This is a genomic window from Helcococcus sueciensis DSM 17243 (assembly GCF_000423145.1).
GTDB lineage: Bacteria > Bacillota > Clostridia > Tissierellales > Peptoniphilaceae > Helcococcus > Helcococcus sueciensis.
This window is the reverse complement of record NZ_AUHK01000004.1, coordinates 59,119-82,209: the sequence shown is the minus strand read 5'-3', so window position 1 is coordinate 82,209 and position 23,091 is coordinate 59,119. Positions and strand designations below refer to the sequence as shown.

Genomic DNA, 23,091 nt, shown 5'->3' with positions numbered 1-23,091 from the left:
TATGAAGCTTAAAACAATTTATAGATGTAGTGAATGTGGTGAGAGTCAAATAGCTTGGGCTGGGAAATGTCCAAGCTGTGGGGCTTGGAATACCCTTGTTGAAGAAGTAGTAGAAGTAGATAAAAAATCTACAAAAAGTCCAAAATCAAAAGATATTTTTAAGAAATCAAATAAACTATCTAGCATTAAAGTCGACTCATCCGAAAGAATAGTCACAAATATCGAAGAGTTTGATAGAACTATTGGTGGTGGAATAGTAAAAGATTCAGTTTCTATACTTACCGCTAGACCAGGTGCAGGGAAATCAACATTATTACTTGAAATTTCTTATAATTTAGCAAAATCTGGAAAAAGAGTTTTATATATTTCAGGTGAAGAATCAGAATCTCAGATTAAAAATAGAGCAAATAGAATCATGCCAGATATTCCAGATGAAATTTACATAATATCTACAAATAGTATGGATACGGCATTAAAAGAGATAGATAATCTAGACCCTGATTTGGTATTACTAGACTCAATTCAAACAGTTGCATTATCAGAATATTCTCAAAGACCAGGAACTCCAACCCAAACCATAGAATGTGCAAATGCTCTCGTTGAAAAATGCAAATATGGTGAAAAACCACGTGCAGCAATAATGGTTGGACATATGACAAAAGCTGGCGAGATGGCTGGATTAATGACCTTAGAACATTTGGTAGATACAGTATTAGTATTAGAATACGAACAAGATTCCCAATTAAGAGTTCTAAGATCAACTAAAAATAGATTTGGCTATACTGGAGAAATCGGTTTATTTGATATGGTAGAAGAAGGTCTTAAAGAAGTAAAAAATCCTTCAGAATACTTTGTAACTCAAAGATCAAAACCAGCAGAAGGTTCAGCTATTTCAGTTATTAAAGAGGGTTCAAGAATACTTGTAGTAGAAGTTGAATCATTAGTATCGCACTCATTTACTCCATATCCAATACGTATAGGAGATAGTTTAAGAAAAGATCAGTTAAATACTTTAATTTCAATACTTGAACAGAGAGCAAATTTCAGTCTATACGATAAAAATGTAATACTTAAAACAACAGGTGGACTTAAATTATCAGAACAATCTGTAAATTTAGCCATCATGATGTCAATAGTCTCATCAATTAAGAAAAAACCAATCGATAGTTTAACTGTATTTATTGCAGAAGTCGGATTGACAGGAGAACTTAAAAGGGTTCCGGATATTGAAAAGAGATTAATAGAGCTAGACAGACTAGGATTTAAAACAGCTTATATAGCTAAGACGAATATAGACAAATCAAAAATAAAAAATCTTCAAATAATACAATGTGAAGATATTAATGAAGTTATTAGAAGTATATGATAAAGGATAATATTTAGTATATATTTATCTTGAAAGTATTGTATATTTTTTTAGAGTACTAATATGTAAAGGGTAAGAATATGAAGAAAAAAAGTATTTTAATAATTTTAGTAATTTTATTAATATCATTAATATTATATATTGCAGGTAATATTAAATATAGTGATAAAAATAATTTTCAAGATAGATGGGATATAAAATTACCTAAGGAATGGACTGTAAAAGAAATATATTCAGATTTAGGATTCACGGCAGATGGATATAGAATAATTAAATTAGATACTAAAGGTGAAAATTTAGAGAAAACAATTAATAAAAATATAAAAAAAAGAAAAACATTTCCAGATTTTATAAATGAATTAATAGAAAAATCTAAATTAAATATAGATAAAGATAATCTAGAATATATTGGAATAATAGAAAATTTAGATGGAGATACATTAGGGATAACATATAATGATATAGATAAATGTTATTATCTTTTTGAAGATATAAAATAATGAGTTTATATGAATATAAATTTAAGTAAAATGAAGAACTTAAATGTTAAACAATTTAATAATTTAAATGAAATTATTAAGGATGTTTTTTCTTGATAAATGAAATATATAATAATTTGAAACAAAGCGATTAAGAGGAAATCTTAATCGTTTTTTTATGATATAATCAAAATAAGATTTCCTTTTCAAACATAGGAGTATACGTGAAAGAAAAATTATTTAGCTTAAGAAAAATTGAATATAATACAGATATTGATGAAGAATACCTTTATCAAGTAATGCCTCAAATTTTAGATATTTTACTTATAGATAGGACTAGAAGTAATCAAAGATATACAAAAAATATAATATGGGCAAATGATAATTTTAAATATCTTAATCCTAAGTTATATGGAGCTGAGGCAGAGATAAAGTCAGAATTAATTACGGGTGAAATGTCAGGTTTAATAAAACCAAGATCTATGAAGTCTAAAGATCAACAAAAGGAAAGAACTAAGATTAAGGCGGAAGTATTTACACCTACTTGGGTTGTGAAATTACAAAATGATGAAGTAGATAAAAACTACATTAACGATGATATAGACATCTATATTTCAAGGACATGGCTCGAAATTACATGTGGAGAAGCACCATATATTACATCAAGATATGATATGGAAACAGGAGAATATATTGAACTTAAAGATAGAGTTGGATTTTTAGATAGAAAATTACAAAGAATTAATAATGAAATAGATGATAAAATAAGTTGGCAAAAATATGTAGAAAAAGCCTATAAGGCATCATATGGCTTTGAATGGAGTGGTGACTCTTTATTTTTAGCGAGAGAAAATCTTTTATTCACATATATTGATTATTTCCTAGATAAATGGGATGAAGAACCAGTAGAAGAGTCGATTAAAGATATTGCAACGATTATTTCTTATAATTTATTTCAAATGGATGGCTTAAAATACATCATACCTTTAAGCGAAAAAATAGAAATTATAAATGAAGTCCAATTAGATTTTTTTGAAGATGATAATAAGGAAGAAAATAAAATTAAAATAATACCTGGTAAAAGAGTTAAGATAATGAACTGGGATAAAGAAAAAATGGAATTTTTTGATAAAGGATTGAATCATGGAAATTAGAGATAGAATTAGGACAACGAAAGAATTAAATCCTAAGATTTATGCATATATAACTCCTGATGTGATTTCAAATCAAGGCTGGGTTAAAATTGGATATACTGAACAAGAAAATGCTGATATTAGAATAAAACAACAAACCACAACAGCTGGTATTAAATATATAAAACTATGGGAAGAACCTGCTAAGTATTTTGATAAAGATGAATATTTTAAAGACCATCAATTACATGATTATTTGGTTAGATTTAAACATAGAAAAAGAAAAGATAATTTAGAGTTTTTCTATTACAACGGAAACCAAGAAGAGGCTTTAGATGACTACAACTCTTTTATACACAATGATTTAAATCAATCAAAAGAAGAGTTAAGCTATATTTTAAGAAAAGAGCAACAAGAAGCTGTTGATATTACAAAAAGTTATTTTGAAAACCACGAAAATAGTGAATTTTTATGGAATGCAAAGCCAAGATTTGGAAAGACACTTACTACATATGACTTGATAAAATCAATGAACTTTAGAAATGTACTTATAGTTACAAATAGACCAGCAATTGCAAATTCCTGGTTTGATGACTATGAAAAATTTATATCGTGGAATACAAATTATAAATTTATATCAACAAGTGAATCTTTAAAAGACAGACCAGCTATTAGTTATGATCAATTTAATGAACTTTTATTTACTGATGAAAAATTAAAAAATGATCCTAGAAGAATAGTATTTTTATCACTTCAGGATTTAAAGGGATCAAGATATTTCAGTAATAGACCTTATGATAAACATAAGTGGATAAGGGATACAAACTGGGATATTTTAGTAATTGATGAAGCTCATGAAGGAGTTGATACATTTAAAACTGATGCTGCTTTTAGTAAAATCAATAGAAAATATACCCTTCATCTATCAGGAACACCCTTCAATGCTATAGCAAGGGGTGTATTTAGCGAAGAACAAATATATAATTGGACTTATGCAGATGAACAAGAGAGAAAAGAAGAATGGGATAGTGAATTAGCACATAATCCATATGCTTCATTACCAAAATTAAATTTATTTTCATATCAAATGTCATCAATGATTACTGATAAGGTAGAGGATAAGGCTGATATTGATGGGGAAAACATAGATTATGCTTTTGATTTAAATGAATTTTTCAAAACTGATAATGGAAAATTTACATATGAAAAAGATGTAAATAAATGGTTAGACACCTTATCAAAAAATGAAAAATATCCATTTTCAACCAGAGAATTAAGAAATGAATTGAAGCATACTCTTTGGATTTTAGACAGAGTTGATTCAGTGAAGGCTCTAGAAAAACTTTTAAGAAACCATCCAGTATTCGAAAATTATGAAATAGTAATAGCAGCTGGAGATGGTAAATCACTTGAAGCTGAGATGGATGATGTAACAGCAAATGAATCTTCACTTGAAAAAGTTAAAAAAGCAATTGCTAATAATGAAAAAACAATTACTCTTTCAGTTGGTCAGTTAACAACAGGTGTTACTATACCAGAATGGACAGGTGTATTAATCTTATCAAATATTAAATCAGCAAGTTTATATATGCAGGCCGCATTTAGGTCCCAAAATCCATGGGAATACATAGAAAATGGGAAACTTATAAAAAAAGAAAATGCCTATATATTTGATTTTGCACCTGAAAGAACGCTTATGCTTTATTATGATTTTGCAAACAATCTAAATAAGGCTACAGCTCAAGGCAGAGGTACTACAGAAGAGCATGAAGAAAATATTAGAAAACTACTCAACTTTTTCCCGGTAATTGCAGAAGATGATGAAGGGAAAATGGTAGACCTTGACGCTAAGCAAGTAATGACTATACCAAAACATATTGTTTCAAAAGAAGTGGTAAAAAGAGGATTTATGTCCAATTTACTATTTCAAAATATAGCTGGAATATTTTCTTCAGAGCCAGAGCTTCTAGAAATACTTGATAATCTTCCTGCATATAAAGATGGTAAGAGTGTATCTAGTGCAAATATTAACTATAATTCAATTGAAGTAGATGAAGAAGGCGATGTTTTAGTAGATGAGGGAATTGTAATCAATGATTTTAATACAAAGTTTGGTTCTAAGTTATATGAAGAAATTACTGAAAATATAGATAATTCTTTTGAGGAAAACAATGAAATAGACTATATTGTCAATTCTTTTAAACAGAAACTAAAACCAGGATTAAATGAAATAGCTAAAGAAAAAGGTGTGAAAGTTAATCAAAGTGATAGAATACTTAAGCAAAAGGTTGAAGAATTAAAAAATGAGTTAAGAAAAGTTGAATATGAGAAAGACATGTCACTTAATAATCTCAATCTTGATTATAAAAAAGAAATTGAAAACGCTGAGACAGATGAAGAAAAAATAGAAATAGAAGAAAGACGCAGTCAAAAGCTAGTAGAAATCAAAAATGCCTATAAAGAAGAAATTACTAAAACTATAGATGAAAAGCATGAGAAAATAGCAGTAGATAGTATTGAGGAAGTCCATAAGGTCGCTGAAAATAAAATCAAAACTAGTGAAGAAGATAAAACTAGAGATAGACTCCGTGGATTTGCAAGGACTATACCTTCGTTTTTAATGGCTTATGGTACAAAAAATACTAGATTGAATAATTTTGATGAATTAATAGATGATAAAGTATTTGAGGATGTTACAAGTATTACTTTAGATCAATTTAGGATTTTAAGGGACAAATATAATTTCTTTAATGAAATAGTATTTGATGAATCAGTTCAAGAGTTTTTAAAGAAAAAAGAAGAATTGTCTAACTATTTTGATGACAGTCATGATGAAGATATATTTGACTATATACCGGCTCAAAAGACTAATCAGATATATACTCCAAGAAAAGTTGTAAATATGATGCTGGATTCCTTAGAAAAAGAAAATCCAGGAATATTTACCAACAGTTCAAAAACTTTTGCAGACCTTTATGTTAAATCAGGCCTTTATTTAACAGAAATGGTAAAAAGACTTTACAAGGGACTCGAGAAGGAAATACCTGATTCAGATATGAGAATAAAACATATATTAGAAAATCAAGTATATGGATTTGCTCCTACAGAGATAATCTATAGAATAGCAAAAAATTTTATATTTGGTTTTGATGAAAGAGCTAAAAATATAGACGATTCTCATTTTGTTTTATTGGACACAGAACCTTATGCAAAGGGAGATATGGATATGACTTTAGAAGAAAAACTAGACCAACTATTTGGAGGTGGAAAATGAAATTTGACGTAATTGTGGGGAACCCACCTTATCAAGAATTAACTAGAGATACAAGCGATAATCCTATATACCATTATTTTTATGATTTAGGATTTGAGATTTCTAATAAAGTATTACTAATATCACCAGCTAGGTTTCTATTTAATGCAGGAAAAACTCCAAAAAATTGGAACAAAAAAATGTTAGATGATGAAAATCTAAAGGTAGTTTACTATGAACAAAAATCAAGTAAAGTTTTTCCGCTAACAGATATAAAAGGTGGGGTGGCTGTCCTATATCGTGACAAAGAAAAGAAATTAGGACCAATTGGAATTTTTACAGTTTATAATGAATTGAATGACATAATTAAAAAGGTAACTGATGTTAAAGAGTTTAAATCTATTAAAGATTTAATTATTTTACAAAATAGATTTAATTTAGACGCATTATATGAAGACTTTCCTAGCTATAAGAGTATTGTAGGAAGTAATGGTAAAGAACGACGTTTAACTACTCCTATTTTTACTCAGTTAGATATATTTACTGAAGGAAAAAGAGAAAATAATGATGTAAAAATTTACGGCTTAATTAATAATAAACGTACTTATCGATGGGTTAATAGGAAATATTTAGAAGAACACGACAATATTGATAAATATAAAGTGCTAGTTCCAAAATCAAATGGATCTGGAGTACTTGGAGAAGTTTTAAGTAGCCCAATAGTAGCTGAACCAGGTCTTGGATTCACATTTACTTTTATTTCTTTTGGAGCTTTTAATAATCAGATAGAAGCAAATAATCTTTTAAAATATATTAAAACAAAATTTGCTCGTTTAATGTTGGGGGTTTTAAAAATAACACAAGATAATTTAGCAAGAACTTGGTCTTATGTCCCACTACAAGACTTCACCAACAAGTCAGACATCGACTGGTCTAAATCAATACCAGAAATTGACCAGCAATTATACAAGAAATATAATTTATCTGATAAAGAAATTAACTTCATAGAAGAAAAAGTAAAGGCAATGGAATAGAATTCAATTAAAACCTATTCTAAAAAAGTAGTATTTAATAACTATAGAAAAAACTGATCCTAAAAGTTGGTAAAACAACTTTTTAGGGTCATTTTTTTCACGTCAAAATATAGTGCAAAATATAGGATGAAAAAATAAATAGTATTTAAAATAACAAACTCAACCAATAGTAGAGTGAATTTTCAACTTAAGGTTGATTATTTTCTTAAAAAAACCTATAATTCAACTAATAAACCATATACAGAAAATAACTCTGATAATAGAATATAGTTAAATCAAGGAGGCAAATATGAAAGAAACAATTGGTATGAGAATACAACAGGCAAGAAAACAAAAAGGTTTTACACAAAGTGAATTAGCAGATAAATTATATGTATCAGCTCAGGCCGTATCCAAATGGGAAAATGATCAAGCGTCACCTGATATAACTATGTTAAGTTCCTTGTCAGAAATATTAGGAGTTACTATTGATTATCTAATAAATGGAAAAAAAGAATCAGAGACTGTATTGAAAGTTGACGAGAAAAAAAATATTGAAGATATGATATTTAAGGTTAAAATATTAGATGGTGAAACAAAAGTAAATGTAAACTTACCACTAGTTTTACTTACTATTGTAAAAGATTTAGATTCATTAGTATCAGTAGATAATGAATCTGTTTCAAATACAATAAAAGGTATTGATTTCAATAAATTAATTGAATTAGCAGAAAAAGGAGTAATAGGAAAACTAGTTGAAATAGAAGACGAAGGGACTTTGGTTGAAGTCTATGTAGAATAGAGAGGGATTATGAGAATATATATAAAAGAAAATGGTAAAACAAGAATAAACTTGAGGATTCCATCGACATTTTTGACTAGTCCTACTCTATGGAGAATGTATTTATATTTTACGAAAAAAGGATTAAGTGGTATCAATAGTCTAAAAGAAAATGAAAATGAAATTGAATATAATGAAGATATTGAAGAAATGATTGAAAAAAATAAAAATATCAATCAAGTAAAAATAAGTAAAGAAACAGCTACAAATATAGGAAAAGCATTCAAGAGACTTAAGAAAAAGCATAAAAAATTCGTATTAGTAGAAATATTAGACGAAGATACTGAAGTTTTAATTACACTTTAAATTTAATATATCAACAAAAATAGTTTAAAACCAAGTGTTTTAAGCTTTTTTTTATTATAAAAATTTTAAATATAAATAAAATGATATACTTCAAAATTATTTTTTTTAAAAGTATTGACAGCATAGGGATACTGGTGTATTATATAACTAGGACAGCAAGACAGGAGGAGGTATGCGTTTTAATAAAGAACAACCTATATATCAACAAATTATAGATGATATAAAAGTGAAAATTGTAAACGGAACTTATTCTACGGGTTTTAAACTTCCATCAATCAGAGAGTATGCTGAAGAAATGCTAGTTAATCCAAATACGGTTCAAAAGGCTTTTTCAGAACTTGAAAGGGAAGATTATATCCACAGCAAAAGAGGAATAGGATTTTTTGTAAATGAAGATGAAGAACTTATAAATAAATTAAAGAAAAAATACTTGAATGATGAGGTAGATGTATTTATAGAAAAGATGTCATCATTTGGATTTAGTAAGAGCGAAATAATCGAAAAAGTAAAGGAGAAATTATGATTAGATTCAATGAAATTTCTAAAATATATAATAATGGAACATTAGCTCTTGATAATATTAATTTAAGTTTAGAAACTGGTAAAGTCGTAGGAATTCTAGGTCCAAATGGATCAGGAAAAACTACATTACTTAAATTAATACAAGGATATTTAAAACCGTCAAGAGGAAGTGTAGAAATATTTGGAGAAGAAGTCGGTCCAAATACAAAAGCAAAGGTATCTTATTTACCTGATAAACCTTTTATTCCTAATGATTATACGATACTTGAAACTAAGAAATTATGGCAAAAGTTTTTTGAGGATTTTAATGAACAAAAGTTTTATAAAATACTTGATTTTATGCAATTAAATGAAGAGCAAAGAGTAGGGGATTTATCTAAAGGGATGTCAGAAAAACTACATTTAACTCTTATATTATCAAGAGATGCAGAGGTTTTTGTAATTGATGAGCCAATAGCAGGTGTAGATTTAGTAGCAAGAGAAAAAATTCTCCAAGCGATACTTACTAATATCACATATGGAAAACTTCTAATTATTACAACTCATTTAATAGATGAAATGGAAAATGTATTCGATGATGTGGTATTTATAGATAAAGGAAAAATTATATTGCAAGGAAATGCTGATGATTTAAGACGTGAAAAAGGCAAACAAATATCTGATATTTACAAAGATATTTATATGAATAGCGTTTATTAGGAGGAATAATGAAAAAACTATTAAGTTATGAATATAGAAATAACAAGAAAGATTTTAATAAATTATTATTAATTTTAATAGTTGCATCAACCGTTTTACAAATAGGTATTGTATTTGGTTTAATTGGAATATTTTTTGAAAAAAGTATGGTTTTTGAAAATAATGTGTATGTTGAAAATAGTATAAATCCTAATGATGCTAATACATTTTTAGCGCCAATAATTTTTTTAGTATCTATATTATTTGCAATTTTAATTTTTGTCGTATCGATAATATATTTTATAAAATTAGCAAATATTCTTAAGAAAGATATCTATGAAGGTCAATCATATATAGTATTTTCATTACCATTAAGTGGCAAAAAAATAATTGGTTCAAAATATATAATCGGGATATATTATAGTTTACTGATGCCTTTATTGCTTTTTGTTTATAATGTAGCTTTATTCTGCTTACTTGTTATTATATCAAGTTTAATGAAAGGAACCAGTTGGACAGAAATTGTTCGAGGTATTAGAGAATTAACTTCTTTGGAATCTATTAGATATATGTTATATTATACAGTTGATTTTAAAATGATATTACTAAATATTTTCAAAGCGATAGTATCTTCTCTATTTTCTATTTCTGTTATATATGCAGCTGTAGTAACAGATTGGAAATTCTCAAAGGTTAAAAGAAATACTTCAATGTGGATACTATATGCCATTGTATTCTTCTTTGTTTGGGGATTAATTCAATATTTCCTTGGATTAGATGGTGGAGCATTCAATGAAATGGTTCTTGAAGGTAATTCTGGAGAAATAGATTTTACAGGAAATTCCAATAGTATGTATATGTATTCTATTATAGGTATTGTTCTAGATATAGCTGTTTCAATAGGCTTATATTTCTATACATCATATATATTTAGTAAAAAAATTGAAATTTAAATCCATACATTATAATATAAAGAGTATATATTTTAAGTGAGGTATATATGAAAAAAGTTATATTATTATTAATTGTTATATTTTCTTTAGTATCTTGTTCAAACAAGAACTTAGATTCTGTAGAAGAAACTAAAGTGGAAACAAATGAAGAAAATAAACAACAAACAAAAGAAGAAACTAAGGAAACACAAGGAGATAAAATGGGTTTAAACCAAATCGAAGGATTTAGAGAAGGAAATATTAAAGCAAAAATGACTACAAATATGGGAGAAATGGAAATTATTCTATTTCCAAATGTTGCACCAAAAGCTGTTGAAAACTTCGTTACAAAAGCAAAAGAAGGTTACTATGAAGGTGTTACATTCCATAGAGTAATCGAAGGATTTATGATACAAGGTGGTGATCCATTAGGTACTGGAACAGGTGGAGAATCTATTTGGGGAAAACCATTTGAAGATGAATTTGACATGAATTATAGACATTTTAATGGTGCTTTATCAATGGCAAATGCAGGTCCTTCAACAAATGGTTCACAATTCTTTATAGTTACAGCAAAAAATAATGTTTCAGATGATATAATTTCTCAAATGAATGAAATAGGAGCAGAAGGCGGATATCCTGAAGATATAGTAAATGCATATAAAGAAAAAGGTGGAGCATATCATTTAGATGGAAAACATACTGTATTTGGACAAGTTGTATCTGGAATGGATATAGCTGAAAAGATTTCAAAAGTTAAAAAAGATGCTCAAGATAAGCCTCTAAATGATGTGATTATCGAGAAAATTGAAATTGAAGATTAATTAAAAGATATTCTAGTTGTATTCTATGACTAGAATATTTTTTTTATAAAAAATACCAGAGAAAGTGAACTAACTCTGGTATTGGTAGAATATGAAAACTTCATATCCCATATTATTTTGATCTATATTTTAAATAACTATTTTTGTTTTTTTAATAAAGTTCTCAAAGGACTCCATAATAATGCTATTACTATAATACTTATTATCAATTCAGGTAAGCTGTATTGAAGATTATATAAGAATGAGTAATAAGCTGGTGTCATTCCTTCTGGAGCGTACTCTGGGAAATAAATAAGTCCTGATAAGAAATGTGTTAAGAATTTTAAAACATATGCTAGTATGATAAATGGAATATATCCAACAAATTTACTTTTATCTTTCATATATGAAATACCAGCAAGTCCTAAAAATGCATATGGTAATGGGTAATCCATAATTAATTGTACTGGATGGATTATATAAGGGTTAATTAAAAGTTTAAGTAAACCAAATAAAGCCCCAACAATCATTCCTTGCACGCCACCCCATCTAACTGCAAAAAACATAATTGGTAGCATTGATAGTGATACAGAGCCACCTTGTGGCATTTGATATATCTTAAATAATGACAATACATAAGATAAAGCTATTGCTACACCTGCTTCAGCTATCATTTGAACAGAAAAAAACTGTTTATTTTGATTCATTTTTCCTCCTATTTAGATAAAAAAAAACGCTAATATAGCGTTTTGCCAACTTTCCTACGCTATCATTATATAGATCAGGTCAAGGGTTCTTCTCAGCTTTCGCGCCCCTAGTGACTACTTAATCTTACTATATAATGTGTACAAATACAAATTATATAAATAACAATAACAATTAATATTAAAAAATCATAATTTTTACATATTTAACTTTTATCCTATATATAGAATATGCAATTGTTGACATATATATCTTTTTTGTATATACTTGTAATTTTGCATTAATTCCCGATTGGTATATAATTATATTGGGAGGATTATATGTATAATATAGGCGATAAAATAGTGTATGCGGTACATGGAGCTGGAACAATTGTAGATATTCAAGAGATAGAGATATTAAATAATACAGAGAAGTATTATATATTACTATTACCAATTAATGATATTAAGATTTCTATACCTGAAAGCGAAATAAATAGTGGTAAAATAAGACCTATTATCACAAAAGCAGAGGGTAAAAAAGTTATGGAAATTTTGAAATCTGAAAAAACAATGATGTCATCAAATTGGGGTAAAAGATATAGAGAGAATTTAGAACAACTCAAATCAGGTGATATATTTGAAATAGCTGACATAGTAAGAAATTTAACTATTTTAGATAATGAAAAAACTCTCTCAGCATCTGAAAAGAAGATGCTAAATGACGCGAAAAGAGTTATGGTGTCTGAACTAGTAATAGTAGGTTCAATAACTAAGGAGGAAGCGTCAGAAATGATAGATGAAGCAATTACACTTTAAGGAGGTAGAATGAAAAAATATCTACGAATCCTAATGGCAATTGCGGGGCTTGCATTAGGTTATGTTGTAAGTGACATAATATTAGATAGTAATATTGTAAAAGTTAATAATGGATATATAGAAATTGCTATATATGTAATTGGAATATTAATTTTTGGTATATTGCTTTATTTAATTGCTCCGCCGATTTTTGATAGAATAGAGAAGCTTATTGATAATATTGAAAGACAAATATTGGATCAACAAAGGAAATTATCACTTATAGGTTTATTGGGAATTATTACTGGAATTATTATTGCATTTTTATTAAGTTTACCTATATCATTATTAACTTTGCCTCCAATATTTAAAATGATTATTAATATAGTTTCTGTACTAATGTACTATATAATGGCGGTTTTAGGATTTAGATTTGCAATAAAATATGAATCAGACATTGTTTCAATATTTTCAAGAATGAAAATTAATAAAAATGAAGAAAATTATGATAAAATATCTAAGTCTAGCAATACAAAGACAAATAAAAAACTTATAGATACTTCTGTTTTAATAGATGGAAGGATTAAACAAATTGCTGAAACGGGATTTTTAGAAGGAGACATAGTAATACCGAATTTTGTATTAGAAGAGCTTCAACTAATAGCAGATTCAGCAGATGATTTGAAAAGAGAAAGAGGAAGAAGAGGTCTTGACATTGTAAAAGAGTTGCAAAATTCTGATATAATAAATGTTGTAATCGAGAAAAAAGATTATAAAGACTTAAAAGAAGTAGATATTAAATTGCTTAAATTAGCAAATGAATCTAAAGCGATAATAGTTACAAATGACTACAACTTAAATAAGTTAGCTAAAGTTCAAAATATTAAAGTTTTAAATATTAATGACTTAGCTAATTCTGTTAAAACTGTAGTTATACCAGGTGAAAGAATGCTTGTAAATATCATTAAAGAAGGGAAAGAAAAGAAACAGGGTCTTGCCTATCTTGAAGATGGTACTATGATTGTTGTAGAGGAAGGAAAAGACTTAATTGGTAAGGAAGTTGAAGTAATGGTAACTACTGTTTTACAAACTTCAGCTGGTAAAATGATATTTACTAAAATAGTTTAAGGAGAAAATATGAAGAAAAATGTAATTAGAGTAGTAGCGTTGATTATAGCGGTACTATTGCTAGTAGGAACATTGGGATCAGTTATTAATCTAGTAAGAGCTGAATCGCTTGATATAAACAAAGGTGTATATGTATATGGAGCAGGTTTATCTCAAGAAGAAGCAGAAGAAACAAAAACTTTATTAGGAATAAAAGATAAAAACATAGGATATATTAAAATAAAGGGAGAAGATTCTCTTAAATATATTAATGAAAACAACAACGATTCCCAAATGATTTCATCTATTTTTGCAAAGAAAAATAATGATGATGTAGTTAGGGTTGAAGTTATGACTCCTCTTATGATTACAGATGTGAGTTCATTACAATATTCTAATGCTGCTATTACAGCAGGTGTTAAAGGCTTAGATATTAAGGTTGCATCAGTTACTCAAGTTACGGGTACATCAGCATTAACAGGTGTATATAAACTTATGGAAGTATTAGGTCAAGAAGTTGATACTGAAAGAACTAAAGCTGCTAATGAAGAAATAGAAACTATAAATGTTATAGCTAAAGAACATAAAGACGATGAAAACTTCAATAAAGAAGATTTAAATAAAGCGGTAGTTGAAGGAAAACAACAACTAATCAATATTAAAGAATCAGATGGAAATGTTGTAGCAGAACAAGTTGAAAATGTTACAAATACAGTAATTAAAGATAATAATCTTCAAAATGTATTAAATAATAATGATATTCAAAATTTAATAATTATGTTTACAAACTTTATTAATATTGAAAATTTAAATATTAATGAGACTAAAGATCAATTAAATTATTTAAAAGAAAATGTTGCAAATCTTGCAAAAGAAGAACTTAAAAAAGTGAAAGAATTTATAGATACAGATGCAGGAAAAGAATTTATAAATAATTTACAAGGAAGTTTAACAAAAGAAAATTTAGAAGAACTTTTAAATAATGCAAAAGAAGGACTAAATTCTAAAGAAGTTCAAGATGCTTTAAATGGTATAAGAGAAAATTTAAATACTGAAAATATTAAAAATTATATAGATGATATATCAAGTCAATTAGGCAACGATGCTGGTGGATTTTTCAATTCAATAACAAATTTCTTCAGCAATATATTTGAATCTATTGTTAATTTCTTTAGTAATTTATTCAATTAACATAAAATTAGTAATATTATAAAATTTATGATATAATATCAAGGCGTTGATATCAATCATCATAGGAGGAATAATGAGCGAATATATATTAAGTGCACAGATTAGAGAAGCAAGCGGATCAAACGCTTCAAAAAAATTAAGACAAAAAGAATTAGTTCCTGCAGAACTATACCAAAGAGGTAAAGAAAATATTAGTTTACAAATAGTAGAAAAAGATTTAGATAAAATTGTAAATGAAGCAGGTACTTCAGCAATTATTAAATTAATGGTAGATGGTGAAGAACACAATGTACTAATAAGAGATTTCCAAAAACATCCTTACAAAAATCTATACTTACATGTAGACTTTTTAGGAGTAAATATGGACGAAGCTATTAAAGTTACAGTTCCAATTGTATTACTTAATAGAGATAATGTTCGTGTACAACCATCAGTACTATTACAACAATTAGAAGAAGTTGAAATTGAAACATTACCAAAACATATTCCATCACATGTAGAACTTGATGTAGAAAATATGGAATACAATGATTCATTCTTAGTAAAAGATTTAGATATTAATAATGATGAAAACATCACAGTTTTAACAGATCCTGAAGAACTTATTGTAGTGTTACAAGAACCACAAGAAGAAGTTATAGATGAAGATGCTGAAGAAGTTGATCCAGCAGATGTTGAAGTAATTGGTGAAAAAGAAGAAGAAGAAACTGAAGAATAATTTTTTACTAACAGCTAAACTTTAAGTTTAGCTGTTTTATTTTAAACAAAATTTGTTATTTCTTGCTATAATTATAAATGGAGGATAAGCATGGAAAAATTATTTGATATAGTTATTACTACAGTTTTTGGCTTAGAATCAGTTGTTAAAAAGGAATGCGAGAAATTAGGATTTGATAATCTTATAGTACAAAATGGAAAAATAGAGTTTAAGGGAAGTCAAAGAGATATAGTAATAGCCAATTTATGGCTTAGAAGTGCTGAGAGAGTATTTATTAAACTTATAGAATTTGATGCTTTATCCTATGATGATATTTATGATAATGTGAAAGCTTTTAATTGGGAAGATTATTTAAGCGAAGATGGAAAATATATAGTTCAAGGCAAATCACAGAAATCAAAAATGCATTCTATTTCTGATAATCAATCTATTACGAAAAAAGCGATTATTGATAGATTACAAAAAACATATAATAAAAAATGGTTTGATGAAACAAAAGAAGAATATAAAATTCATATAAATATTTTTAGTGATAAAGCAACAGTTTTATTAGATACATCAGGAACGGGATTGCACAAAAGAGGTTATAGAACAAGTCAAAATCAGGCTCCTATAAAAGAAACTCTAGCAGCAGCTTTAGTTCAACTATCAAATTGGGATGGAGATACTCCATTTGTTGATTTATTTTGCGGATCTGGAACGATTCCTATTGAAGCAGCATTAATAGCTAAAAATATTGCTCCAGGAATTTCTAGAGATTTTGATTTTAATTATTGGAAATTTATAGATAAAAATATATATAAAGAAGAAAAAGTTAAAGCATATAAAGCTATCAATGATAAAAAACTTGATATTATGGGATTTGATATAGATTATAACGCTGTTCAAATTGCTATATCAAATGCGATAAATGCTGGTGTAGATGAAGATATAAAATTTGTTACAAAAGATGTAGCAAAAGTTGGATTAAAAAACAATTTTGGTACAATAATATCTAACCCACCATATGGTGAGAGGATGGGTGATGAAGATACTTTAAATCATATTTATAAAACATTATCGATTTTACACAAAAAATTAACCACATGGTCTTTTTATTATGTAACAGCCGATAAAAGTTTTGAAATAAATATCGATGCTTTAAGTGATCGAAAAAGAAAATTATATAATGGTAGAATTGAAGTAGATTATTATCAATATTATGGTCCGAATCTATTGATTTAGGAGTTATTATGCCAAATAAATTAAGAATAGAAAACTTTACAAGATTAACAGAAGGAGTTAATTTTAGATTTTTAGATTCCATGGATGATTTGGTCAGAATTAGAGATGGAAATGGTGAAATTCTTTTTGAAAATAAATCAATGAGAAATATTGTATCTGAAATGATTAAAAATGATAAAAGAGTTGTCCGTTCAGCAGAAATGTTTTTTGAACTTTACAGTGGAGATATTAAATCTAAAGTTACTATGGAAAGAGAAGTAGAAATATTTGGAAAATTATATGCTGTTAAGGCTTCTCCTATATTTGATAAAGAAAGTATAGTTGAGGGATATATTGAGGTATATAGAGATATATCACTTGAAAGAAGCATTACTAAGCAACTATATAATACAAATAGAAAAATTCACAATGATATTTTACTTGCGAAAAACATCCAAAAAAGTATATTACCTAAGGTGAAAAACTTTCAAAATTTAGAATTTGAATGGTCACATATTGCTTCAGAAGATTTATCAGGCGATTTATTTGATATAGTAGAAATTGATGAAAATAGGGTAGGTATATATATAGCCGATGTCGTTGGCCATGGTATATCCGCATCTATAATGACGATGTTTATTAGGCAGAGTATGAGGCGAATCTTACAAGAAAATCATAAATTAAATCCTGAGGAAGCAATACTTGAATTAAAAGAGATGTTTAAACAATTAGATTTAGATATAGATCAATATTTTAGTATAGTTTACATGTTGATTGATTTAAGTGAGAATATGGTCAGTTATGTAAATGCAGGTCACAATTGTATGCCTATATTATTTAATGATAAACGTATTGCTATTATGCATAATAAAGGGAAATTAATATCAAATTTATTTGAAAATGTAAGTTATAATCAAAAAAATATTAAATTTAACGAAGGTGATAAAATTTTATTATATACTGACGGATTAACAGACACTCAAAATTTTAAGGGTCAATACTTTGATGAAAATAAATTAATAAAATGGATTCAAAAAAATAAAAATGAGGAGCATATTGTCGATGATTTAGTAAAAGATTTGAAAATGTTTAGAGATCTTGAGCAAAAAGACGATATAGCTATTTTATTAATAAAAAAGAAGGAGATATAAAATGAAATTAAATTTAGAACATAGTTTATATTTAGACAAATTATCTAATATAAAAGAAGAAGTGATTAAAGCAAATAAACAACTTCTTGCTAAAGAAGGTGAAGGGAATGATTTTCTTGGATGGATAGATTTACCTGTTGATTATGATAAAGAAGAGTTTGAAAGAATTTTAAAAGCAGGTGAAAAAATAAGATCAAATTCTGATGTAATTTTAGCAATAGGTATTGGTGGTTCTTATTTAGGAGCGAAAGCTATATATGAAGCACTTATAAATTCATATGAAAAGAAAAAACCAGAATTAATATTTGCAGGAAACAATTTATCATCAATGGAAATTTATGAAATAAAAGAATATCTTAAAGATAAAGATTTCTCTATTAATGTTATATCTAAATCTGGAACAACTACAGAACCAGCGATTGCATTTAGAGTTTTTAAGGCTTTATTAGAAGAAAAATATTCACCTGAAGAAGCAAGAGAAAGAATATTTGTTACAACTGATAAAGAAAAAGGTGCATTAAAGACATTAGCTACAAATATGGGATATGAAACATTTGTAGTTCCTGATGATGTAGGGGGAAGATTCTCAGTGTTATCTGCAGTGGGGCTACTTCCACTTGCAGCTGTAGGTATAGATATTAAAAAATTAATGGAAGGTGCACAAGCTTACAGAGAAGAAGTCTTAAATAAAGAATTTGAAGAAAATGGAGCGTTACAATATGCTGCAATGAGAAATTTGCTTTATAGAGAAGGAAAAGATATAGAAATTCTAGGAGCTTATGAAGAAAAACTAAGATATTTTGCTGAATGGTGGAAACAATTATATGGAGAATCCGAAGGAAAAGACGGAAAAGGGATATTCCCCGCTTCAGTAATATTTACTACAGATTTACACTCAATTGGACAAATGATACAAGATGGAAAAAGAAATATATTTGAAACTATAATTACTGTAGATAATGTAGATTATGATATTGATATAGAAAAAGATGAAGAAGATTTAGATGGATTAAACTATCTAGTTGGAAAGACTGTAGATGAAGTTAATAAAGTGGCTTCTTTAGCTACTACAAAAGCCCATGTCACTGGAAATGTACCAAATATGATATTACATTTAGATAAAATAGATGAATATAATTTAGGAAAAATGATATATTTCTTTGAATATGCAATTGGGGTTTCAGGATACGTTTTAGGAGTAAATCCATTTAATCAACCAGGAGTAGAAGAATATAAGAAAAATATGTTTACAATGTTAGAAAAACCAGGATATTAGGAGAAAGAATGAGTAATTTAGATAAAAAAAACAAGTATTCAATGGAAGAGTTGACAGAATTAACAAAGAAGGCTCTTTCAGAAAGAGGGGTAGAACTTTCTGATATAGCGGAAATAGTATATGAATTACAAAAACCATATATACCAGATTTATCAATAGAATTTTGCATGTATAGCTTAAATAAAGTTTTAGAAAAGCGTGAAGTTATAAATGCTGTGCTTACAGGAATAGAAATTGATAAATTAGCAGAAAAAGATCTTATTGCTGATCCTATTTTATCGATAATTAAATCTGATGAAGGTTTATATGGAATCGATGAAATTTTACCTTTATCAATTGTTAATTTATATGGTTCAATAGGTTTAACTAATTTTGGTTATCTAGACAAAAGAAAAATAGGTATTATAGATAAATTAGATAAAGAAAAAAATGGAAAAGTAAATACTTTCTTAGATGATATAGTTGCAGCTATTGCAGCAGCTGCAGCATCTAGAATTGCTCACAGTAGCAAACAACCAAATTTAACATATTATGACTAAGAAATATTATGCCGTTAGAAATGGACGAAAAGTAGGAATATTTGAAACTTGGGAAGAAACCAAAGCGCAAGTTATAGGATATAAAAATGCTATATACAAATCATTTAAAACTTTAGAAGAAGCAAAGGCGTTTATTAATAATGAAGATATTAATAAATTTGATTTTAATAATCTATCTGAAGATGAGTGCATAGCATATGTAGACGGATCTTATAATATTTCTAAAAAAATAGTAGGATATGGTATTGTTTTTATAGATAGAGAAGATACTTTAGAAATAAATGGCTCCCTAGAAGCAGGGTTTTATACAGAACAAAGAAATGTAGCAGGAGAAGTTTATGGTTCTATGGAAGCTATAAATCTTGCTATTGAGAAAAAAAAGAAAAAAATATATATCCATTTTGATTATATAGGTATTAAAGCTTGGGCTGAAGGTGAGTGGAAAACAAATATAGAACTTACTAAAAATTATAAAAAATTTGTTGAAGAAAATAAAAAAGATATTGACATTTATTTTATAAAAGTTAAGGCTCATTCTAATGATAAATTTAATGATATGGCGGATAGTCTTGCAAAGACTGCAGTTGGTATAAAATAATAAAATCTATGGATTTTGACATAATATCAAATTCCATAGATTTTTAATTTATCAAATAAATTCAAATATAGATCTTTTAGATATTCTAAAAAAAGAATACGCAGATTTTATAAATAAATCAATATTTGCTTTTTTGTAATAATTATCATCAACGATATAAGGGAGAACTTCTCTTGCATCACCTTCAAATATAGTGAGTTTATTTAAAAATCGAGAAATTTCATCTGGCTTATATTTATATGCTGGCTTATCTGTTAAATATCCTAAATATTGCAATATATAAACGGCAAATTCTACACATGTAAAGCTATTTTTTACATAAATCCCTTTTATTATAGGATATGTAAGAATTGAATAAAGATTATACATATATTCTGGATTATATAGCATTTCATTAATTATATTTTTAATCCATTTATATTGCTGATCAGTTATTTCAATTTTAAGTATTTTAATTGGCGTTGGAATATTTTTTCTTAAAGTGTATCTATCTAGACTTTCTTCAACTAATCCACCAAGTAAAAAGCCATTGTATTGAGGTCTACCATAAGCATATATATGACTAAAGTCTTCTTCTAAACTAATAGAAACATGAGAATAATTCTGTTTACCTATTATTCTAATAGTTTTAGCTACTTTAGTATTTGTTTTAGATAATATTATATATAAATTTTTCATAATTAACTCTTTTCTATTATATAGTTACAAATTATACCATTTAAAACAAAAAAAAGATATATACCTAAAAGGTATATATCATTTGGATTATACTAAGCTAATTCACTTGTACAATGTGGACATCTTTTAGCTTCTATATTAACTTCTTCCATACAATGTGGACAAGTTTTTGTTGTTGGTTCTGCTTTCTCTTCTTCTTTTTTGAATTTATTGAAAGCTTTAACAATTAAGAACATAACGAATGCAATAATTAAAAATGAAATAACATTATTGATAAAATTACCAACAGTAAAGTTAATATTTCCAACTGATACAACCCAATCTTTGAAATCAACACCAGCAGTAAATGCGCTTAATAATGGTGTGATTAAATCTTCTACTAGAGAATCAACTATAGCTTTGAAAGCAGCACCTAAAACTACAGCAACTGCCATATCTAATACATTACCTTTTTGAATAAAATCTTTAAATTCTTTTATCATGAAATCCTCCCTTTCCTTTTAAGTATATTATATTGGAGTTTTTTATAATAGTCAATTTAAATAATTGATATTTACATGCTTATATAATAAAATACTAATTAAATATGTGAATATGAGTAGGAAAGGTAAAGTATGAAAAAAAGATTTGTATTATTATTAGCATTTATAATTGCTTTTATTAATTTGAATACAGCTAGTGCATATTCAATCTTATATGAAGATCAAGCTAGAGCAATATATGCTGCTGATTTAGAAACTGGACTAGAATTTTACAAAAAAAATGAAGATGAAATCTTACCTATAGCTTCTATGTCAAAGATTATGACATATCTATTAGCTATGGATGAAATAAAAAAAGGAAAAATTTCACTTGATGATGAAGTTACTATTACAAAAGAATCTGCCGAATTAAATCAATTTGGTTATTCAAGATTAGAACTTGATGAAGGAGAAAAAGTTAGATTTGAAGATTTAATTTCTGGGATGATGATTGTTTCAGGAAATGATGCAGCAAATGCTGTTGCTATCCATACATTTGGTTCAATTAAGAATTTTGTTAATAATATGAACAAAAAAGCTAAAGAGCTAGGATTAGAAAGTGCAAATTTTGTAAATCCATCAGGGATTACTGAATACCCAAAAAGTGAAAAAGAAAAAGTTAAATTAAATGTAATGTCTGCTAAGGATTTATACAAATTATCTGTTCATGTTGTTAAAAATTATCCTGAAGTTATGAAGTATGGAGAAACTGAAATATTCAATATACCATCAAGAAATTATAGCGCAGAAAGCACAATTCCATTAAAAGATATCAAATCAAGAGTTGGATTGAAGACAGGAAGTACGCCAGAAGCTTTATATGGATTTACGGGTTTATTTGATATGAAATTAGAAGATGAAACTCAGGATTATAGAATGATTTCAGTAGTAATTGGAGCAGAAACAAAAGAAGTAAGAAATGAACTTACAAGAGAAATATATAATTATGTAACAAATAATTATGCTATGAAAATGGAATTAAATCCAAACATACCACTTATTACTAAAATGGATAGCAGTACAAAACAAAGAGAAATACCACTATATCCTGAGAAAGGTATAAAGAAATTAATGTCAAAAACTAATTCTATGGATGTAGATTACTCTATTGATGAAAGTAAAAAAGCTCCGTATGAAGATGGGGAGATTTTAGGAAAAGCAACTTTAAGCTATAATGGAGAAGTAGTGGATACAATAAATCTAATTAATAAAGGATATGTACCAAAAGCAACGTTTATTGATAATTTTATAGAATCAATATTAGAGTTTTTTGACAAAGTAATATTTCTATTTTAATTA

The 23,091-nt window shown here is 27.2% G+C and carries 24 protein-coding genes; 21 read left to right on the top strand and 3 right to left on the bottom strand.

Features of this window, described 5'->3' with window-relative positions:
• The first annotated feature begins 1 nt into the window (after position 1).
• The 11 genes from radA to G534_RS0102105 all read left to right on the top strand — a co-directional run bounded on the left by radA (position 2) and on the right by G534_RS0102105 (position 11,347).
• Positions 2-1,366 carry a DNA repair protein RadA gene (gene radA / locus G534_RS0102155; RefSeq protein WP_027347653.1) on the top strand — a complete coding sequence of 455 codons (1,365 nt, stop codon included), beginning with the start codon at positions 2-4 and terminating at the stop codon, positions 1,364-1,366.
• Positions 1,367-1,446: 80 nt separating this feature from the next.
• Positions 1,447-1,866 carry a hypothetical protein gene (locus G534_RS0102150; RefSeq protein WP_027347652.1) on the top strand — a complete coding sequence of 140 codons (420 nt, stop codon included), beginning with the start codon at positions 1,447-1,449 and terminating at the stop codon, positions 1,864-1,866.
• Positions 1,867-2,069: 203 nt separating this feature from the next.
• On the top strand, positions 2,070-2,999 hold the full coding sequence (locus tag G534_RS0102145; RefSeq protein WP_051177385.1) for a hypothetical protein: 930 nt from the start codon (positions 2,070-2,072) through the stop codon (positions 2,997-2,999).
• Positions 2,989-6,252: a DEAD/DEAH box helicase gene (locus G534_RS0102140; protein ID WP_027347650.1), complete on the top strand. Its 3,264-nt coding sequence runs from the start codon at positions 2,989-2,991 to the stop codon at positions 6,250-6,252. Before G534_RS0102145 ends, G534_RS0102140 begins: the two co-directional genes overlap by 11 nt.
• Positions 6,249-7,265, top strand: coding sequence for an Eco57I restriction-modification methylase domain-containing protein (locus G534_RS0102135; RefSeq protein ID WP_027347649.1), 1,017 nt, complete (start codon positions 6,249-6,251; stop codon positions 7,263-7,265). Before G534_RS0102140 ends, G534_RS0102135 begins: the two co-directional genes overlap by 4 nt.
• 289 nt (positions 7,266-7,554) lie before the next feature.
• A complete protein-coding gene (locus tag G534_RS08490) occupies positions 7,555-8,046 on the top strand; it encodes a helix-turn-helix domain-containing protein (protein ID WP_027347648.1) in 492 nt (163 codons plus the stop codon).
• 9 nt (positions 8,047-8,055) lie between these two features.
• On the top strand, positions 8,056-8,391 hold the full coding sequence (locus tag G534_RS0102125; RefSeq protein WP_027347647.1) for a hypothetical protein: 336 nt from the start codon (positions 8,056-8,058) through the stop codon (positions 8,389-8,391).
• Between the two features lie 172 nt (positions 8,392-8,563).
• Positions 8,564-8,914, top strand: a complete 351-nt coding sequence (locus G534_RS0102120; RefSeq protein WP_027347646.1) for a GntR family transcriptional regulator — start codon at positions 8,564-8,566, stop codon at positions 8,912-8,914.
• Positions 8,911-9,612, top strand: coding sequence for an ABC transporter ATP-binding protein (locus G534_RS0102115; protein WP_034595862.1), 702 nt, complete (start codon positions 8,911-8,913; stop codon positions 9,610-9,612). Before G534_RS0102120 ends, G534_RS0102115 begins: the two co-directional genes overlap by 4 nt.
• A gap of 8 nt (positions 9,613-9,620) precedes the next feature.
• Complete coding sequence (locus G534_RS0102110) at positions 9,621-10,544, top strand: hypothetical protein (RefSeq protein ID WP_027347644.1); 924 nt, start codon at positions 9,621-9,623, stop codon at positions 10,542-10,544.
• A 47-nt stretch (positions 10,545-10,591) separates the two neighbouring features.
• Positions 10,592-11,347 carry a peptidylprolyl isomerase gene (locus G534_RS0102105; protein ID WP_084509995.1) on the top strand — a complete coding sequence of 252 codons (756 nt, stop codon included), beginning with the start codon at positions 10,592-10,594 and terminating at the stop codon, positions 11,345-11,347.
• Between the two features lie 137 nt (positions 11,348-11,484).
• Here G534_RS0102105 and thiT read toward each other — a convergent pair whose 3' ends face one another.
• The gene (thiT, locus tag G534_RS0102100; RefSeq protein WP_027347642.1) at positions 11,485-12,033 is read right to left on the bottom strand and encodes an energy-coupled thiamine transporter ThiT; all 549 of its coding nucleotides are present in this window, start codon (positions 12,031-12,033) and stop codon (positions 11,485-11,487) included.
• Positions 12,034-12,351: 318 nt separating this feature from the next.
• Between thiT and G534_RS0102095 the strand changes: the two genes are divergently transcribed.
• The 9 genes from G534_RS0102095 to G534_RS0102055 all read left to right on the top strand — a co-directional run bounded on the left by G534_RS0102095 (position 12,352) and on the right by G534_RS0102055 (position 20,593).
• Positions 12,352-12,831 (top strand): CarD family transcriptional regulator, encoded by a 480-nt coding sequence (locus G534_RS0102095; protein ID WP_027347641.1) that lies wholly within the window; start codon positions 12,352-12,354, stop codon positions 12,829-12,831.
• Between the two features lie 9 nt (positions 12,832-12,840).
• Positions 12,841-13,938, top strand: a complete 1,098-nt coding sequence (locus G534_RS0102090) for a PIN/TRAM domain-containing protein (RefSeq protein ID WP_027347640.1) — start codon at positions 12,841-12,843, stop codon at positions 13,936-13,938.
• Positions 13,939-13,947: 9 nt separating this feature from the next.
• On the top strand, positions 13,948-15,108 hold the full coding sequence (locus G534_RS0102085) for a DUF1002 domain-containing protein (RefSeq protein ID WP_027347639.1): 1,161 nt from the start codon (positions 13,948-13,950) through the stop codon (positions 15,106-15,108).
• Between the two features lie 73 nt (positions 15,109-15,181).
• Positions 15,182-15,826: a 50S ribosomal protein L25 gene (locus G534_RS0102080; RefSeq protein WP_027347638.1), complete on the top strand. Its 645-nt coding sequence runs from the start codon at positions 15,182-15,184 to the stop codon at positions 15,824-15,826.
• Positions 15,827-15,916: 90 nt separating this feature from the next.
• Positions 15,917-17,050, top strand: a complete 1,134-nt coding sequence (locus G534_RS0102075; protein WP_027347637.1) for a THUMP domain-containing class I SAM-dependent RNA methyltransferase — start codon at positions 15,917-15,919, stop codon at positions 17,048-17,050.
• Positions 17,051-17,058: 8 nt separating this feature from the next.
• Positions 17,059-18,180 carry a PP2C family protein-serine/threonine phosphatase gene (locus G534_RS0102070; RefSeq protein WP_027347636.1) on the top strand — a complete coding sequence of 374 codons (1,122 nt, stop codon included), beginning with the start codon at positions 17,059-17,061 and terminating at the stop codon, positions 18,178-18,180.
• 1 nt (position 18,181) lies between these two features.
• Entirely contained in the window at positions 18,182-19,456 is a 1,275-nt protein-coding gene (locus G534_RS0102065) for a glucose-6-phosphate isomerase (RefSeq protein ID WP_027347635.1), read from the top strand.
• A gap of 8 nt (positions 19,457-19,464) precedes the next feature.
• Complete coding sequence (locus tag G534_RS0102060; protein WP_027347634.1) at positions 19,465-19,995, top strand: phosphatidylglycerophosphatase A family protein; 531 nt, start codon at positions 19,465-19,467, stop codon at positions 19,993-19,995.
• Positions 19,988-20,593 carry a ribonuclease H1 domain-containing protein gene (locus G534_RS0102055; RefSeq protein WP_027347633.1) on the top strand — a complete coding sequence of 202 codons (606 nt, stop codon included), beginning with the start codon at positions 19,988-19,990 and terminating at the stop codon, positions 20,591-20,593. The genes G534_RS0102060 and G534_RS0102055 overlap by 8 nt, the downstream gene beginning before the upstream one ends.
• Before the next feature lie 51 nt (positions 20,594-20,644).
• Here the strand turns inward: G534_RS0102055 and G534_RS0102050 are convergent, their stop codons facing one another.
• Both G534_RS0102050 and mscL read right to left on the bottom strand, forming a co-directional pair.
• Entirely contained in the window at positions 20,645-21,271 is a 627-nt protein-coding gene (locus tag G534_RS0102050; protein ID WP_027347632.1) for a hypothetical protein, read from the bottom strand.
• Positions 21,272-21,363: 92 nt separating this feature from the next.
• On the bottom strand, positions 21,364-21,753 hold the full coding sequence (gene mscL / locus G534_RS0102045; protein WP_027347631.1) for a large conductance mechanosensitive channel protein MscL: 390 nt from the start codon (positions 21,751-21,753) through the stop codon (positions 21,364-21,366).
• Positions 21,754-21,885: 132 nt separating this feature from the next.
• Between mscL and G534_RS0102040 the strand changes: the two genes are divergently transcribed.
• Complete coding sequence (locus tag G534_RS0102040) at positions 21,886-23,088, top strand: D-alanyl-D-alanine carboxypeptidase family protein (RefSeq protein ID WP_027347630.1); 1,203 nt, start codon at positions 21,886-21,888, stop codon at positions 23,086-23,088.
• Positions 23,089-23,091 lie beyond the last annotated feature (3 nt).